Source organism: Paenibacillus albiflavus (assembly GCF_004344915.1).
GTDB classification, from domain to species: Bacteria; Bacillota; Bacilli; order Paenibacillales; family NBRC-103111; genus Paenibacillus_AM; species Paenibacillus_AM albiflavus.
Window position 1 is genome coordinate 215259 of record NZ_SKFG01000003.1, and the last position, 15894, is coordinate 231152.

General features: G+C 41.6%; 19 protein-coding genes. 7 read left to right on the forward strand and 12 right to left on the reverse strand.

From position 1 onward, the window contains the following. Positions 1-24: 24 nt before the first annotated feature. From crcB (E0485_RS06300) to E0485_RS06335, 8 genes are all read right to left on the reverse strand, one after another. Positions 25-390, reverse strand: coding sequence for a fluoride efflux transporter CrcB (gene crcB, locus E0485_RS06300; RefSeq protein ID WP_235857447.1), 366 nt, complete (start codon positions 388-390; stop codon positions 25-27). Next, on the reverse strand, positions 383-775 hold the full coding sequence (crcB, locus tag E0485_RS06305; protein WP_132417126.1) for a fluoride efflux transporter CrcB: 393 nt from the start codon (positions 773-775) through the stop codon (positions 383-385). Before crcB (E0485_RS06305) ends, crcB (E0485_RS06300) begins: the two co-directional genes overlap by 8 nt. Positions 776-787: 12 nt before the next feature. Next, a complete protein-coding gene (locus tag E0485_RS06310; RefSeq protein ID WP_132417127.1) occupies positions 788-1303 on the reverse strand; it encodes a shikimate kinase in 516 nt (171 codons plus the stop codon). 172 nt (positions 1304-1475) lie between these two features. Then, on the reverse strand, positions 1476-2888 hold the full coding sequence (gndA, locus tag E0485_RS06315; RefSeq protein WP_132417128.1) for an NADP-dependent phosphogluconate dehydrogenase: 1413 nt from the start codon (positions 2886-2888) through the stop codon (positions 1476-1478). 124 nt (positions 2889-3012) lie between these two features. Continuing rightward, entirely contained in the window at positions 3013-3609 is a 597-nt protein-coding gene (locus E0485_RS06320; protein WP_132417129.1) for a hypothetical protein, read from the reverse strand. Positions 3610-3814: 205 nt separating this feature from the next. Next, positions 3815-4966 carry an ABC transporter permease gene (locus E0485_RS06325; protein ID WP_132417130.1) on the reverse strand — a complete coding sequence of 384 codons (1152 nt, stop codon included), beginning with the start codon at positions 4964-4966 and terminating at the stop codon, positions 3815-3817. After that, a complete protein-coding gene (locus E0485_RS06330; protein ID WP_132417131.1) occupies positions 4959-6134 on the reverse strand; it encodes an ABC transporter permease in 1176 nt (391 codons plus the stop codon). Before E0485_RS06330 ends, E0485_RS06325 begins: the two co-directional genes overlap by 8 nt. A 10-nt stretch (positions 6135-6144) precedes the next feature. Then, positions 6145-7089, reverse strand: coding sequence for an ABC transporter ATP-binding protein (locus E0485_RS06335; RefSeq protein ID WP_132417132.1), 945 nt, complete (start codon positions 7087-7089; stop codon positions 6145-6147). 180 nt (positions 7090-7269) lie between these two features. Here E0485_RS06335 and E0485_RS06340 point away from each other — a divergent pair, with 180 nt between their 5' ends. From E0485_RS06340 to E0485_RS06360, 5 genes are all read left to right on the forward strand, one after another. Then, entirely contained in the window at positions 7270-8403 is a 1134-nt protein-coding gene (locus E0485_RS06340) for a sensor histidine kinase (RefSeq protein ID WP_132417133.1), read from the forward strand. Between the two features lie 28 nt (positions 8404-8431). Next, positions 8432-9079: a response regulator transcription factor gene (locus E0485_RS06345; protein WP_132417134.1), complete on the forward strand. Its 648-nt coding sequence runs from the start codon at positions 8432-8434 to the stop codon at positions 9077-9079. Between the two features lie 40 nt (positions 9080-9119). After that, on the forward strand, positions 9120-9746 hold the full coding sequence (locus E0485_RS06350) for a YktB family protein (RefSeq protein ID WP_132417135.1): 627 nt from the start codon (positions 9120-9122) through the stop codon (positions 9744-9746). 164 nt (positions 9747-9910) lie between these two features. Further along, the gene (locus tag E0485_RS06355) at positions 9911-10570 is read left to right on the forward strand and encodes a hypothetical protein (protein WP_132417136.1); all 660 of its coding nucleotides are present in this window, start codon (positions 9911-9913) and stop codon (positions 10568-10570) included. After that, entirely contained in the window at positions 10567-10806 is a 240-nt protein-coding gene (locus E0485_RS06360) for a hypothetical protein (RefSeq protein WP_132417137.1), read from the forward strand. Before E0485_RS06355 ends, E0485_RS06360 begins: the two co-directional genes overlap by 4 nt. 54 nt (positions 10807-10860) lie before the next feature. Here E0485_RS06360 and E0485_RS06365 read toward each other — a convergent pair whose 3' ends face one another. Next, complete coding sequence (locus E0485_RS06365) at positions 10861-11124, reverse strand: hypothetical protein (protein WP_132417138.1); 264 nt, start codon at positions 11122-11124, stop codon at positions 10861-10863. Between the two features lie 177 nt (positions 11125-11301). Between E0485_RS06365 and E0485_RS06370 the strand changes: the two genes are divergently transcribed. Continuing rightward, the gene (locus E0485_RS06370) at positions 11302-12030 is read left to right on the forward strand and encodes an ABC transporter ATP-binding protein (protein WP_132417139.1); all 729 of its coding nucleotides are present in this window, start codon (positions 11302-11304) and stop codon (positions 12028-12030) included. Then, positions 12027-13052, forward strand: a complete 1026-nt coding sequence (locus tag E0485_RS06375; RefSeq protein ID WP_132417140.1) for an ABC transporter permease — start codon at positions 12027-12029, stop codon at positions 13050-13052. The genes E0485_RS06370 and E0485_RS06375 overlap by 4 nt, the downstream gene beginning before the upstream one ends. A gap of 97 nt (positions 13053-13149) precedes the next feature. On the opposite strand, the gene E0485_RS06380 is transcribed toward E0485_RS06375, so the two are convergent. The 3 genes from E0485_RS06380 to E0485_RS06390 form a co-directional block, all read right to left on the reverse strand. Continuing rightward, on the reverse strand, positions 13150-14349 hold the full coding sequence (locus tag E0485_RS06380; protein ID WP_132417141.1) for an MFS transporter: 1200 nt from the start codon (positions 14347-14349) through the stop codon (positions 13150-13152). A gap of 484 nt (positions 14350-14833) precedes the next feature. After that, positions 14834-15280 carry a GNAT family N-acetyltransferase gene (locus E0485_RS06385; RefSeq protein WP_132417142.1) on the reverse strand — a complete coding sequence of 149 codons (447 nt, stop codon included), beginning with the start codon at positions 15278-15280 and terminating at the stop codon, positions 14834-14836. A 275-nt stretch (positions 15281-15555) separates the two neighbouring features. Then, positions 15556-15894, reverse strand: a 339-nt coding sequence (locus tag E0485_RS06390; RefSeq protein ID WP_132417143.1) for an IS1595 family transposase, incomplete at its 5' end; no start/stop codon positions are given.

A 15894-nucleotide genomic window follows, 5' to 3' on the forward strand; every position in this document is an offset into this window, starting at 1 on the left:
TATACTCTCTCCCTCGATAAGATATTAATGAACTATGCTAAATCCGATAAATGCGAGCATGATCCCTGCTATATAAGTAAGCAATTGATATATAATCAATCGATTGATTTGCCCGTTATACAGAAATTTTAGACTTTCTAATTTGAATGTTGAGAATGTCGTAAAAGCACCCATAAACCCGGTTCCAATCAGAAATGTCAGTTCTCCAGAAACTTCTTTGCCTAGCAATATGCCCAGTGCAAAAGAACCTAGAAGGTTTACTGTCAGTGTACCATACGGCAGTGTACTTGGAAATGATTTGCTGATCATTGTCGAAATAGAATAGCGTGTAATCGCTCCGATAAATCCACCTAGTCCTACTAACAGGATGGTCAGTAATAGATTATCCATTTGAGCGATCTCCCCTATGCTTGTCATGACCTGCCAATCTAGAGCCTAACCATACAAATCCCATTCCGCCAATTAAGCTTGTAACAACATAGGCGAACGCTAGCAATGTCCTCCCATTCTCGAGCAGAATAACCGTCTCCATACTAAAAGTTGAAAGGGTCGTGAACGCTCCAATGAAGCCTGTTGTAATCATCAGCTTCACTTGTTCTGACATTCGGGGGAATAGTGCATAGGTCAAATAACCTAGCAATACACAGCCTACTAAATTGCATGCCAGTGTCCCAAAAGGGAATACCGTACCCGTTGATGGCCATAGACGAGTTATTAACAGCCTGCATACCGCACCAAATGCACCACCTATACCGATATACAGATAGTTCTTCATTGATTAATCACCTCACTGAAGCATTCGCTGTATTTGAACCGCAATTTCTTCGGGGCTGCGATCAAACGTATCAATTGTGACATGTGCAAACTCATAAGCACCTTGCCTCTGCTCCATCATCGTATAAACGCGTTCCTCCAGATTCCCTTGAAGAAGTGGGCGATCGGAGTTCCCCTTCACTCTTTGGATAATCGCTTCTGGTGTTGCCGTTAACGCAATAACTAGTCCATTATCTAGCATCGTCTTGCAGTTATCTTTGCGAAGAACAGCCCCGCCACCCATCGATACAACTTGTTTGGACTGACGTAGTACCTGCTGGATCGCATTGCTTTCTACATCACGAAAATAGGGTTCACCTTTCTCGCGGAACAGATCAGGAATTGTTGTATTTTCTTTATTTTCGATATAAACATCTATATCTATAAATGACCATGAGAGTGCCTTGGCAAGCTTCTTGCCAACGGTCGATTTACCTGTTCCCATAAAGCCAATTAACACGATATTACGAATCTTCTCAGTGTTAGACACCTAGTCTCCCTCTCTTCATCCCCTAAACTTTCCCCATATAATAACATACGGAACCGATGGATGGAACGGTCCTAAGTCACAGACATAATTTACATTTATATACAAATAGCTGAGGCTTCCCCACCATAAACAGCGGGGTTCCTCAGCTATCAATATAACAATCGTTCGATTATTAGTTATCTAACCAGTTAAAATGGAATACGCCTTCCTTGTCCACACGCTTGAACGTATGCGCACCGAAGTAATCACGTTGTGCTTGCAATAGGTTTGCAGGCAAACGCTCTGTACGGTAGGAATCATAATAAGCAAGAGCTGATGCAAATGCAGGTACTGGAATACCGCGAGTTACCGCAACAGATACCACTTGTCTCCAAGCATCTTGATAGTTCTCTACGATACCTTGGAAGTAGGAATCAAGCAGCAAGTTCTTAAGGTTGGCATCACGATCGTATGCATCCTTAATGTTCTGCAAGAAGCGCGCTCTGATAATGCATCCGCCACGGAAGATCATCGCAATGGAGCCGTAATCTAGATTCCAGTTATATTCTTCGGATGCTGCTCTCATTTGAGCAAAGCCTTGCGCATAAGAGCAAATTTTACTTGCATATAGAGCCTTGCGGACAGCCTCGATAAATGCTGCACGATCGCCTTCGTATTTGCCTACAGATGGACCATTAAGCTTCTTAGAAGCTGCTACACGCTCGTCCTTCATTGCCGAAATAAAACGGGAGAATACAGATTCAGTAATAATGGATAACGGAACACCAAGATCGAGTGCGCTTTGGCTTGTCCATTTGCCAGTACCCTTCTGTCCTGCTGAGTCCAGAATCACGTCAACCATCGGTTTACCTGTTTCAGGATCATATTTCGTAAAGATATCTCTTGTAATCTCAATTAGGTAGGAGTCAAGTTCGCCTGCGTTCCAATCAGAGAAAATTTCATGCAATTCTTCTGCACTTACACCAAGTACATCTTTTAAGAGGTGATACGCTTCACAGATAAGCTGCATATCGCCATACTCAATGCCGTTATGCACCATCTTCACGTAATGACCTGCTCCGTCTGGCCCGATATAAGTACAACAAGGGTCGTCTCCAACTTTTGCAGAAATCGCTGTAAGGATCGGCTCAACGAGCTCATATGCATCTCTCTGACCACCAGGCATAATTGCAGGTCCTTTAAGCGCTCCTTCTTCGCCACCAGACACGCCAGTACCGATAAAGCGGAAGCCCTTCTCCTGCAAATCTTTATTACGACGAACTGTATCAGGGAAATAAGCATTCCCTCCATCAATTAGAATATCTCCTTGATCTAATAGCGGAGTTAATTGCTCAATAACTGCATCAGTAGGTTTGCCTGCTTGCACCATAATAAGAATTCGACGAGGGCTCTCAAGTGACTCAACAAATTCCTCAATTGTAAAAGTACCGAATAGATTCTTTCCCTCTGCTTCGGCTAATAATTCCTTAGTTTTTTCAGGTGAACGATTGTAGACGGATACAGTAAATCCTCTACTCTCAATATTAAGCGCTAAATTCTTGCCCATTACGGCTAAACCAATCACACCAATTTGTTGCTTTGACATCTGGTATGCACCCTACCTTCCTATGCTGTTTCTCTATTCCATGCTTGTATAAATCATAAGCTTTTGGGTGATCAAATGTCAATTTCCAAACGGAAATCCGAGCGAGCAACTCTGTATTATACGTTTACATTTCAAGAAGCAGCATCTCTTGTCTTAATTGAGACAGCTTCTGTTTAGACAGCGCAATTGCTTTTACATCCTTATTTTGAATTGCTTCGCTTAGCGTAGCTAATTCATAATCAAGCTCAAGACGAAGCACAGGTATGCGCTCATCAATTCGAACAGAGCGGAATGCCGTCATCATTTCTTCAGTAGAAATCGGCTGCTCCTTTTCATATAATACACGGTGCTCGAAGCCCGTAATTTCGACCATACGAATGGTTTCCCCGAACATAATATTCTCAATCAGAATTTGCCTATCACGGAACCGTTTAACAATCGCATGCCCCCTCGTATCACAAATCATTTTTTCCATAATCTCCATGAGCTTCTCATCTTTAAAAGAATAGTTTCCCACGATTTTGTAACGATGACCAATACGCTCAAATTTCAGCTTAATAAGCTTTCTTCCAAGCCGGATGGATATGATAAATTGACCATCCAGTTCGCTCCAATATAAAGAATATCCTTCTCTAATTAATGATTTGATGAAGTTACGAATGTGAGGGCGTTCAAACCGAATTTCCAAGTTGCAATATTCAACTTCATTATTCTTACTCATCACAATCCCCCATTTCCCATACGTCCGTTTAGACAACTTATCCGATTAAGATATCTTATTAAGAAGCATATGTATTCGTAACTTGGTCTTTGACATTTAATTATGTTTCAAAGCAAAAAACCGTCTCTCACAAGAATTTGCATTCTTATGGAAGACGGCTATGGCCTTATGGTCTGTCTGTTTATTATGATCCTTCAGTTTCAACTTATGCAGCTTCGCGTTCAGTTGGTTTGAGGAGAGCAGATCCGATTCCAAGCAAGACGATGGCAAACAGCGCAAGTACGCCGATATGCAGCATGACTTGACCTAGCTCCGCACCTTTGGCAAGCTTCTCCATCGCATCAAGCGCCCAAGTTTGGGGAATGAAGTTAGACAATTTCTGCATGTAATCTTCCATCATCCATGTTGGCCAAAAACACCCACCTAACATACATGTTGGAAAAATAATTAATGAGATAAAAATCGAAAGCTGCTTTTGATTCTTAACGATGGAGCCGATCGCTGTACCGATTCCAATCGCGACAAGCAAGAACATCTCCATAATCGCAAGATGCGGAAGGAATGCGATTCGTAGCTGCAGCCCCAGCAAATAATGCATCATAACCAGAATCGAGGCCACTTGAAGCGTTCCAACAATGAAACTGCCCAGAAAATTGCCAAGCGAAATCTCAATGATTCGAACAGGCGCACTATACATACGTGACATGGTGTTGAGCTGCCGATCCTCCAGAATAATAGATACCGAGGCTGAGACATTGAGAAGCATGAACATCAGAAGGATGCCCATTGCCACTCGAAAATATTGTCCGATATCGAGCTCATAATCAATCGTATCGGCTGATACGCTTTGATGCTCCTTTAAAGCTAAAATTTGCATAACGTTATCTTGGAGCGCTGTACCCGATAATCCAGCATTTTTGGCCGAGAATATGATCGATTGCACACTTTGTATTTCATTTTGAAGTGTACTGTTCACATAAGCCGAGTCCTCAGACGCGATAAATTCATGCAATTCAACTGAGGAAGGACGTCCGTTCCACAGCCCTTCGCTATAATTCTCTGGTAAAGTGAAGCCTACAAAGTACTGCTTCTCGATAACACTTTGATTCATTGCATCTACGGAGGTGAAGGCAGTCAGCTCATATCGTTCGCCTAGCTTTTCCAGCAAAGTCTGACTTAAGTGTCCCTGATCCTGGTTGACATAAGCGACATGCGTCTGTTTCTTGAATCCTACCGTAACCACCTGACTCATAATTACGCCGACTAACAGAGCTGGAATGATAAAAGAAATCACCATACTCTTCTTTTTTCCAATGAATCTTTTGATGAAATTACCTGCAATGACCAAGCTATTCATACGCAACCACCTTCCGATAGGACATGACCGAGATCAGGATGAGAACAGCACTTATTCCACCAAGAATCACAATTTTATGAAGAATAAGCTCCATACTGCTGCTTAGCATAATATCGAATATACCTTGCATGCCCCAATATGAAATGGTGAACTGACTGATCGGCTCTGCACCCTCAATAGGTGAAAATCCACCACTAATCGCTGTCATGACGACAATAATAAGTTGATAAATGGAATGTACCGATTTTGCTGACTTCGCACGAAGTAGAAGCAAAACACCCAATCCCATTGCTGAGACAATGATGAGGCAAATCGCAAGTAACAACAGTCCCCAGCTACGTCCCCAATCAACGCCATATACATATTTGGTAATCGCAATAATGATGAAGGCCTGCATCAAGGCAATAATCGTGTTTCCTAATATTTTGCCACAGATTATGGAGCTAGGATGAATTGGCATGGCTTGCATACGCTGTAAGATATAATTTTCCTTATCCGTCATAATCGAGACAGCAGCCTCTCTGCCCGTATAAAGCAAGAACATGATAAGAACGGATACTGCATAATATTGGAAAGAAGTGTATTCATAGCTTGTATCCTCGCTTAATTTCCCTTGCTTAACAATCGGTTCGCTATTATATTGCCCACTAGCTGCCGGACTTGTCAGGGCTACCTGAGGACCTAAAATTTGCTTAATCGCTTGCATATTGTTCAATTGATCGATAAAGGATTGAAATACCAGCTTTGCTGTCAGGTTCTGATAATAATCATTTCCAAGCACCAATTGCCAATGTTCTGCATTCTGACCTTTTGCTATTGCATCACTAAAGTCTGACGGTATAACGACACCGAAATTCATAATGCCGTTACGTAGATCTCGCTCCAATTGTTCGGCCGAGTCCAGTTGATGGAGTGTGATTAATTTCTTGGCTTCGCTCTGTTCGATAAAATCCTGTAAATGATCGCTATATCCATGTCGATCCAGGTCTACTATTCCCACTTTAACTTGATCTTCCTGCTTGGGTGATGACGTGAAAGTGCTTAAGCCCGAAAGTGATGAGCCTAATATAAAAATAAGCAGAAGCGGAAGTATAAAAGTAAACAACGTAGCAGTTACTGATTTAAACTGCTGCTTTATTTCAACCAAAGCAATCGTTAACGTATTCATAGTCCTCCTCCTAATCCCTTAACTTGCGTCCTGTTAATGTTAAGAAGAGGAACTCCAAATCAGGCTCCACTCGAGTTAGGGAATGGACGGCTACCTGATTCTTGGACAGGATGAACAGAATGTCTTGCAAATCTCCACCCGGAGTGCGCATGAAAATTTCAATCGAACTGTCCGTCATTATGACTTTCTTAATAAGCGCATAATGCTTCAGCTCTTGCTCAGCTTGGATTAATTGCGTGGATGTACCCGATACCTGCAGAAGAATTCTCTCCTCATGCGATACTTGTTCACGCAATTCGCCATGTGTTCCACAAGCAATCAACCGACCCTGATCCATGATGCCAACCCGTGTACAAATAGCAGAGACTTCTTCCATGTAATGACTTGTATAAATAATCGTAGAGCCCATACGATTAAGCTCTTTGACAGATTCGAGAATATGATTGCGTGACTGCGGATCGATCCCAACAGTTGGCTCGTCCATAATGATTAATTCCGGCTTATGCGTAATGGAACAAGCAATATTCAATCTGCGCTTCATTCCACCTGAGAATGACTTCGGTTGATCCTTGGCTTTATCCGATAATCCAACGAACTCCAAGGCCCACTTGACGCGAGATTGTAGTTCTTGTCCTCTTAATCCATATAACCTCCCGAAAAACTCTACATTCTCTTTGGCGCTCAAGCTTTCATAAATCGCCAAATCCTGAGGAACGAGTCCGATTCGTTTCTTCACTTGGAACGAGCTATGCTTGACCGATTGATTATGAATCGTAATATCTCCCCCATCTAATGGAAGCAAACCCGTCATTAGTTTAATCGTTGTGCTCTTGCCAGCCCCATTAGGTCCGAGCAAGCCGAAGATCTCGCCCTGATCAATTGACAAATTCAGATGATCTACACTGACCTTTCCATGATATCTTTTGACAACGTCTTTAATTTGGATATAACTCATATCTCCTGCTACCCCTTTCGATCAATGCCTCTTGTATTTTGATTGTAAACCAATACAATCAGCCAATCAGGTGGAGAACGTCATGACCTTCATATGACTTTCGTCACCTCCATACCCTGGACCGACTAAACTATGCTATAATTTATCGGGATAATTGAAATTTATGGGAGGCATTTATTTGTGACTTCGGTGTTTCTGTGGGTCCGTTACAGCTTAATTCTTATTCCTGCCATTTGTTCGATGTACATCGAAAATTACGAATCGAATAGCTGGTATATACTTTCCATTTTATTTCTATTGAGTTTTGTAGAATTACGTAGAAATTATCGGATGCTCCGTGACTCCAATATAGCTATATCGATGGAGATTGGACTATCCACATGGATTGCCATCAGCTATGAAGGCATTCTGTACTGGCTCATTTATTCATCCGTCATATCTGGTTATCAGATCACGATCAAAAGAGATCAATACCTTACTTCTTTGCTTGGAATCATAGGCTTAAACTACGTACTATATGAGAATGCTAGTCCGATTTCACTGATCGTAACACTTAATCTCAGCTATGGCATCATGACCATTCTACTCTACTACATACGAAAGCTGACCAACGAGAAGCTCGATTCCGAGCAGCTAAATGACGAGCTTAGACTGAAGCATTATCAACTAGACGAAACGCAAAAGCAGGTGGTCGATTTCGCTAAAAAGGTTGAATATGCCACGCAATTGGAAGAACGTAATCGGATCTCGCGAGAAATTCATGATGAGCTTGGTCATAAGTTAATTCGCCTCAAGCTAATGATGGATGCAGCTGTTCGAATTCTGCCCATTCAAGCTGACAAAGGTATTGAATTAGCCCAGAATGTACAAGCCCAATTAACCGAAAGCATGGAACTTTTGCGAGCCACAGTAAGTAAATTGAATCCTGGGAATCATATCCTTCGCACTTACTCCTTAGAGAAATTAGTTCAAGATCTGCGAAGCGAAGGACGTTTAAACATAGACTACTCTATCGAAGGAATGCCCTATGCGCTATATCCCAGCATTGAAGTTGTGATGCATCGGAATGCGCAGGAAGCTATAACGAATGCAGTCAGACATGGCAATGCATCACAAGTATCAATCCGTGTGAGCTATGAACCCGACCAGATTACAATGCAAATCTCCAATGATGGCGAATTGCCGAAGGATACCACAAGACGCGGACTCGGGCTTAGCGGAATGGAAGAACGCGTGAAGCTCATTGGCGGTGAACTCCTTATTAACGCTCAGTATCCATTTACGGTTACAACGATCCTGCCGTCTTGGCAATAATTGAAGTTTATGGAAAGGAATGTTTCGATTGATACAAGTTCTAATCGTCGATGACGATCTCTATATCCGTGAAAGTCTCAAGCTCATCATAAATTTAGATGCAGAGATAACGGTTCTTGGCACTTGCATGAACGGGAAAGAAGCTGCTGAGTTCGTCCAACAACATCCGATCGATATTGTACTGATGGATATTCGTATGCCTGAATGTGACGGCGTGGAAGGAACGAAGCTCATTAAAGCAGATAGACCTGAGGTTAAAGTGCTGATTCTAACAACTTTTGATGATGATGAATATATCATTGAGGCACTTCGCAACGGTGCAAGTGGATATCTGCTTAAAAATATACCACCTGATCAAATAATCGACGGGATCAAAACCATCCATAAAGGATCGTTACTGATCCATCCGGAAATTGCCAAGAAATTGACGAACTTTATTCAGCCACAATCTGCTCGTCAAACTCAGCAACCCCCATCTCTTCAAGAATTAGGTCTATCTCAAACCGAACAAGCGATTGTTGCGGAAATTGCCAATGGGCTATCAAATAAAGAAATTGCCACGCAATTATTCCTAAGCGAAGGAACAGTCAAAAATTATATCAGTGATATTCTATCTAAGCTTGAACTGCGTGATCGTACGCAGCTTGCTATCTATTATTTAAAGCGTAGTTTATAAAATATGGATATTATAACCTAACAGCAAAGGATGTGCTCATATGAAGTTTACTGGTTTTCATCAAACTGATTTTGATACTTTTTCGATAGATGGGCTTGCCCCACGCATGGAAGCACTGCGTGCGAGAATTCAGCCGAAGTTCAAAGCGCTGGGGGACGAGCTGTGTGACGATGTAGCCATGCTAGCCGGCGAGGAGATGTACCTGCATATCGCCCAGCATGCCCGTCGCAAAACAAATCCTCCAAAGGATACATGGATGGCCATTTGTCATAATAAACGTGGCTATAAGCAACATCCGCATTTTCAAATTGGTCTATTTGATGATCACTTGTTCATCTGGTTCGCGTTAATTTATGAAGCACCGAATAAATCAACGATTGCTTCCACACTTCTTAATCATATGGATAAAGTACAAGCGGCAGTTCCATCTGATTATGTTATTTCGACAGATCATATGAACAAAGCGGCAGAGAAAGTCTCTGAGCTTAGCGATCAAGACTGGCAAAGTATATTAGTACGCTTCCGCGACGTCAAGAAAGCTGAACTGCTGATCGGTCGCCACATTGCTGCGAATGATCCACTCTTATCGGATGGTGAGAAGTTTGTTTCTTTTGCTAAGGAAACCTTCAGCACGCTAATCCCAATTTATAAACTTGCTGTCCTGTAAGCTAGATTAACTGCAAGATTACTTATGAGTATAGCTGCAACCTGAATAGCGACCTTGTGTCGCTATTTTTTATGTTAAATTAAGGATATTTTAAAGTAAAACGCCCTCGATTGGTTAACAATAGAACTTGTAACAACTATTCTGAAACCGAAAGGAATATCACCATGCTAAAGAAAACGAAGTTAATTGTTTCAACCCTAGCGCTAACGATGGCATTCAGCGCATCCGCTATGGCCGCTGCACAGCAACCAACTGATTTAACTACTCTATCAGCAGAACCACATGCTAAACATGGACGTCATGCAGACTCGCATTCCATATATGAAGAGGCTGCAAGTGTACTTAACATGGATAAGCAGCAATTAATGAAAGAACTTAACTCTGGCAAGAGTCTGGTGGACATCGCCAAAAGTCAAAATGTCAGCGAAGAGAAGCTTAGAGCATCATTAACCTCTAAGCAAGCCGCAAGAATTGATGCTGCCGTCAAATCAGGCAAATTAACCGCAGATAAAGCGGACATCATGAAAGCCAAAGTTAATGATTTCATTACCCAGCTTATGAACAAGAAAGGAATGTTGCAGCGTAATCATAAAAGGATGCTGTTATCTGAGGACAAGCTTGCCAAGCAGCTTGGTCTAAGCGTAGAAGAACTTCGGAATAAGCTACATAACGGTAAATCCATTGCAGAGCTTGCAGCAGAGAAAGGAATATCGAAGGACAAGCTTATCGAGTCCATTAAGGAAGATTTAACGCCAATGATTGAGGGTATGATCAATCACAAGAATAATTCAGGGGAGCCTATCAAAGGGGATAAACTTAAATGAGCAAGAACAAACCCTATGTTCGTGAAGGTATTCTCCCGACTACGGTAGGCTGCTTAGTCACCGCTGCAGGCTTCTCTATGTTTGGTGTTAATCGTGCAGTCGCATCTGGTGTTGTCGGCTTTGGCCTAGCAACTATGATCCTAGGTGTGATTGACCTAGTCGAGCATCGCAATGATCCACCTCCGGAGCCAGTTCGTGGTGGATTTGCAGGCCGACGATTCATCAAAATAAATTAATTACATCAACATAAATAAAACAAACAAGCCCGATTGTGGCTTGTTTGTTTATTTCTACAGCAATACAATTGTGAGCAATAAAAATAAGGATAAGGTCAAAATCACATCTTGATTGCCATGTCCATAATAGGGTCGGTATTGTTCATGGTCATCTACAATGGCATCCCCCAACAACGCTCTTCCTGGCATTCGAAGATATACATTCGCATCGTCCAAATGAACGATGGTTCCTTCAATTTCATGACCGTATACCGTTTCAATCCGCACTTTGCAATTCATACAATGGTGACATAAAGCATGGGCCTCTGAACTGTGCATCCCCATCATCACTCCTGACTAGGTGTTTGTTCCTGATACTATATGTTCATTTGCCCAAAGTGGAACGGGTGAATGCCCCAAATTGACTTATTATTTTTACGTTACTCTCTTCAAACGATCTAAAAAGGTTTATATTAGGAATAGGCATCACTATTCTGATTCAATGGAGGGATTCGCATGTCCGTGCAGGATCGCATTCAATTAGTAGGCGTTAATCGCCTATTTAATAAAACACAAGTTCTCCATGATGTTTCTTTTACGGTACCACCTGCTCAAATATATGGTCTTTTAGGGCCTTCCGGATCAGGTAAAACAACGATTGTTAAGCTTATCGCAGGAATTGATCAAGCAACTTCAGGCGACGTATTCGTACTTGGCAATCGCATGCCAAAGCTATCCGTTCTATCAAATATCGGTTATATGGCACAATCGGATGCCTTGTACCACGAGTTGACGGCGGAAGATAATCTTATTTTTTTCGCGTCACTATTTGGTCTAAAAAGTGCCCATCGTAAGCAGCGCATAAAGGAAGTAATGGAATTAGTTGACCTAAGCAGCCACCTTCATAAACGAGTATCCCTCTTCTCGGGCGGTATGAAGCGCAGACTATCGCTTGCAATCGCACTGTTGCATGAACCTAGCATCCTTATTCTTGATGAGCCGACGGTTGGGATTGATCCGCTCCTGCGTCAATCGATATGGAGTAAGCTTGAAGGACTTAGCAAGCAGGGAACTACGATTCTAATTACAACTCATGTCATGGACGAAGCAGCTAAATGTGATCGTCTAGGAATGATCCGCAATGGACGCCTTATAGCTGAAGGAACGCCGCAGCAGTTGCAGGAACAAACAGGCGCCGATTCTCTTGAAGGGGTATTCATTCATTATGGAGGTGCTGACCTGTGAGAATTAATGCCATTATCGTACGGATTATCAAGCAATTCTTGAACGACAAACGTACACTCGCACTGATGATGTTAGCTCCCCTCTTGATCCTCTGGCTTCTCTCACTTGTGTTCAAGGGTGATACCTACGAGCCTCGAATCGGAGCCGTTAATGTGCCAGCGCCTTTCATTCAAATCCTAGAGTCCAAAGGAGCAAGAGTCACCACTCTGAGTGATGCAGATGCTGATCAAAAGCTTGATACATATGAAATCGATGCGATTATTCGTGCAACAGCTGGAGCGCCCGAGATCACGCTGGAAGGCAGTGACCCGACCGTAAGTAAAGCTGTCTTATTATTACTTCAACAAGCATATGAAGAAAATAATACAGGTGGAGTCCAGAATCGGCAGCTTACAATCAATTATTTACATGGATCAGCTGATATGGCTTCATTCGATAATTTTGGACCGGTCTTAATCGGCTTCTTCATTTTTTTCTTTGTCTTTCTAATTGCGGGGATCTCATTCCTTCGTGAGCGAAGTGAGGGAACACTTGAGCGACTCATGGCATCCCCACTCCGACATTATGAAATTGTGTTAGGCTATGTCACAGGATTCGGTATTTTTACGATTATTCAATCCTCGCTTGTCACATGGTTTGCTACACAAATTTTAGATATTAATATGGTGGGCTCTTTTTGGACACTGCTTCTCATCACAACGCTATTAGCTATAACGGCATTGACGCTGGGGACGCTCATTTCAACATTTGCTAGCTCAGAGTTTCAGATGATCCAATTCATACCGATTATTATCGTCCCTCAGATTTTCTTCTCAGGACTATTTAATCTGGAGACGATGAACAGCTTTCTTCGATCGATTGGATTGATTACACCGCTCCGATACGGTGCTGATGCTCTGCGTGAAATCATGATCCGTGGCAAGGGCTGGAGCGTCATATGGCCGGATGCACTCGTTCTAGCAGGGTTCTCTCTTCTCTTTATGTTGCTGAACTTGCTCGTATTGCGCAAGCATCGCAAGTAATCGAATAACACGTATGAAATAACGAAGAGGCTCTCTCTTAAGCATAAATTACTGCCTAGGAGAAAGCCTCTATTTATTGTGTCAATCCTTATCTTGACTACTGTACCGAATTATTCAAGCCGCCACTTGCTTTACGATCTGCAAGAACGAACCTGCCCACCAAATATACAGCACCTACGCAAAGAATGGCGCCTGCAATATACGGAAGCGAGCTGTTTAACGCGAATAAAGCTCCTCCAAACAACGGCCCTAGAATTCTACCAAGTGAATCCATTGATGAATTGAGTCCTGTTGTTACCCCTTGGTCTACAGTTGTTTTCTGTGTTAGCAAGGAAGTTACACATGGCCTGATGAGGGCATTACCCGCTCCAAATACAGCTAAGAAGGCTGCCGCAGTCCATACGCTTGTGGAGAACAAGATTAGAACAAAGCCGAGTGCTGATAGCAGTAAGCCGATTACAATAACGCGCTGCTCAGTGCCTGGCTTCACGTATTTCCGAATGACGCCACCTTGAATAAGAGCACCTACAATACCGCTGACGAGAAACATTTTACCAATGTCCCCTGGTGTTGCGCCGATTCGTTCCATTTGGAAATACTGCAATGTGCCTTCAAGTCCAGCGAGCGTGAATGTTACAAAGAACGATAATACGTACAAGTATTTAAGCGATCCTTGGAAAGCAGTCCAACGGGATACTTTCTTACCTGTCGCCGATGCAGCTTGTCTGCGTTTCTCTACAGGCAAGGATTCCTTCAAAACAATAAAGGCGAACAAGAATGTCACGACAGCAAGAGCGGCAGATATAAAGAACGGCAGCTGCAAATTAACCTCACCAAGCAAGCCGCCAAGCGCAGGACCAAAAATAAATCCAAGGCCGATCGACATTCCCACGATTCCCATACCTTTAGTTCGATTCTCAGCAGATGTGATATCTGCAACATAAGCTACGGCACAAGCAGTCGCCGCACCTGAGAACAATCCACCCAGAATACGTGCGATATACATCATCCATAAATGCTCGAACCCAATCCCAAACAAGAAGAACGACACTGCATAACCCATCAAGCCAATTAGAATTAGCGGTCTTCGGCCAATTCGATCAGACAGAGATCCCCAGATCGGAGACATCAGAAAAGATGAGAGTGAATAAACCGACAATAACATAAAATTGTGATACTGGTTACTTTCACCAGTACCTGTGCCCAGAACAGCAAGCGGCATAACTGGAATAATGATTCCGAAGCCAATAAATATCGTCATGAGCAGCAACGCAATAACTCCAAGTTGCTTATTCACTTATGTATTCCTCCTAGTGTGCATTAAATTTATCTTTTCATAGTACCACACGATTATTGTGAAATAAAATGTGATGTATGTGATGTATGTGATGTATGTCATAAATTTTACAATTCTTTGGCTATGTTAAAGGAAAAGGTTGATTTACAACGTTAAGGAATCGGCTGCGTATGCAAGATTTTATTCAAAACGTGCGCTAGTTCAAATTTTTTTGAATATCGCTAAAACCTTGTTATATATAGCTTCAATCAATTGTGCATAAAAACCTGTATATAGATTAAATAAAGAAAAAACACTTAAAACATTGATATAACGATGTTTTAAGTGTTTTATTGTGTCCCCAAACTTTCATTTGGGAACGTTATTTAGGTTTGTTTTGTATACGCTATAAATCCATATTTCACTAAAGCACCCCGTTAGTAAAACAAGAACGCTTATGAAACAATCGCGCCCTTTTATAGAAATAAGCTCCATTTTTATATACTCAGACACATTTTTCAGGTATGTACAACCGCATGAAAAGATAATCATTCTCTATGGTGTCTGATATTTCAAATCCTATGTTACTCCAAAATTTTTGTGCGGATATATGTTCTAGATGAACTGGTACGGAAATTCTACTTGCATTGTATTCTTTCTGCAAATATTCAATACAAAGCCTAGCTGCTGCTGTTCCATAGCCTCTTTTTTGAAAACGGTTATCTATCATAAAATTTATGATTTGGGGGTTATTATCGCCAATATACATTGAAACATAGCCTACCATCACATTATCGGCATAAATTGCAAAGGGGCGTGAATCATCATACGACACCCAGGCTTCAGCCAAAGACCACGCTACAGGGTCTACAAAGTCCACATTGCTTTCAGTTGTATGCAAGTTTAAACATTCTACATAATTGTCCTTATTAATTTTTCTTAACTCTACCATAGAAATATCACCTTCCAAATATAGTTATTCTAAAAAGTGGAATTAACAAATAAATCTTTATAGGCGCATTGCACCACTTTATTATTATAGCATTTGAACAGAGTAAGGTATTGTCCTTTTTCTATTAATTAAAATGTCCCCAAAGCGTCGTTTGGTAACATTATAAAATGCCATTGCCCCAGTATTTTTTAAATCCGTATATATTTGACAGGACTCCTTATTGTACTAAGGGATTGCATTATTAATTTCTTATAAAAAACGAATAATCTTGGCTCTTAGAATGCAAAGTTTCTCAGTCGCAACTTATCTGCCGTTTCCCAAGTTCCATAAACACTTGCCAAGATAAGCATTTGCTTTTTCTTGCTCAAATCGCTTTCCATTTTTCTATTGTCGAGGAATTGAAACCACACTAAATAAAGTTGTAAATATTTCGTAGAAACACCATTAAAACGACTTATCCATTTCTTTAAACGGGAATGGTAATTATTAATATTATTGAGGTGAAAGATGCCTTTCTTTATATATTCTTTATTACTTCCGTTTATGATAACGTGTTCCACATCGTTATTTGACGTATAAGACTTGTAAGAATTGTGAGCATCGGAAATAAGCAC

Bases quoted from the DNA above. Each gene is read 5' to 3' on its own strand.
- E0485_RS06355 (WP_132417136.1), top strand. From the start codon at position 9,911: ATGCTAAAGAAAACGAAGTTAATTGTTTCAACCCTAGCGCTAACGATG.
- E0485_RS06320 (WP_132417129.1), bottom strand. From the start codon at position 3,609: ATGAGTAAGAATAATGAAGTTGAATATTGCAACTTGGAAATTCGGTTT.
- crcB (WP_235857447.1), bottom strand. From the start codon at position 390: ATGGATAATCTATTACTGACCATCCTGTTAGTAGGACTAGGTGGATTT.
- gndA (WP_132417128.1), bottom strand. From the start codon at position 2,888: ATGTCAAAGCAACAAATTGGTGTGATTGGTTTAGCCGTAATGGGCAAG.
- E0485_RS06350 (WP_132417135.1), top strand. From the start codon at position 9,120: ATGAAGTTTACTGGTTTTCATCAAACTGATTTTGATACTTTTTCGATA.
- E0485_RS06365 (WP_132417138.1), bottom strand. From the start codon at position 11,124: ATGCACAGTTCAGAGGCCCATGCTTTATGTCACCATTGTATGAATTGC.
- E0485_RS06330 (WP_132417131.1), bottom strand. From the start codon at position 6,134: ATGAATACGTTAACGATTGCTTTGGTTGAAATAAAGCAGCAGTTTAAA.
- E0485_RS06325 (WP_132417130.1), bottom strand. From the start codon at position 4,966: ATGAATAGCTTGGTCATTGCAGGTAATTTCATCAAAAGATTCATTGGA.
- E0485_RS06370 (WP_132417139.1), top strand. From the start codon at position 11,302: ATGTCCGTGCAGGATCGCATTCAATTAGTAGGCGTTAATCGCCTATTT.
- E0485_RS06385 (WP_132417142.1), bottom strand. From the start codon at position 15,280: ATGGTAGAGTTAAGAAAAATTAATAAGGACAATTATGTAGAATGTTTA.
- crcB (WP_132417126.1), bottom strand. From the start codon at position 775: ATGAAGAACTATCTGTATATCGGTATAGGTGGTGCATTTGGTGCGGTA.
- E0485_RS06335 (WP_132417132.1), bottom strand. From the start codon at position 7,089: ATGAGTTATATCCAAATTAAAGACGTTGTCAAAAGATATCATGGAAAG.
- E0485_RS06360 (WP_132417137.1), top strand. From the start codon at position 10,567: ATGAGCAAGAACAAACCCTATGTTCGTGAAGGTATTCTCCCGACTACG.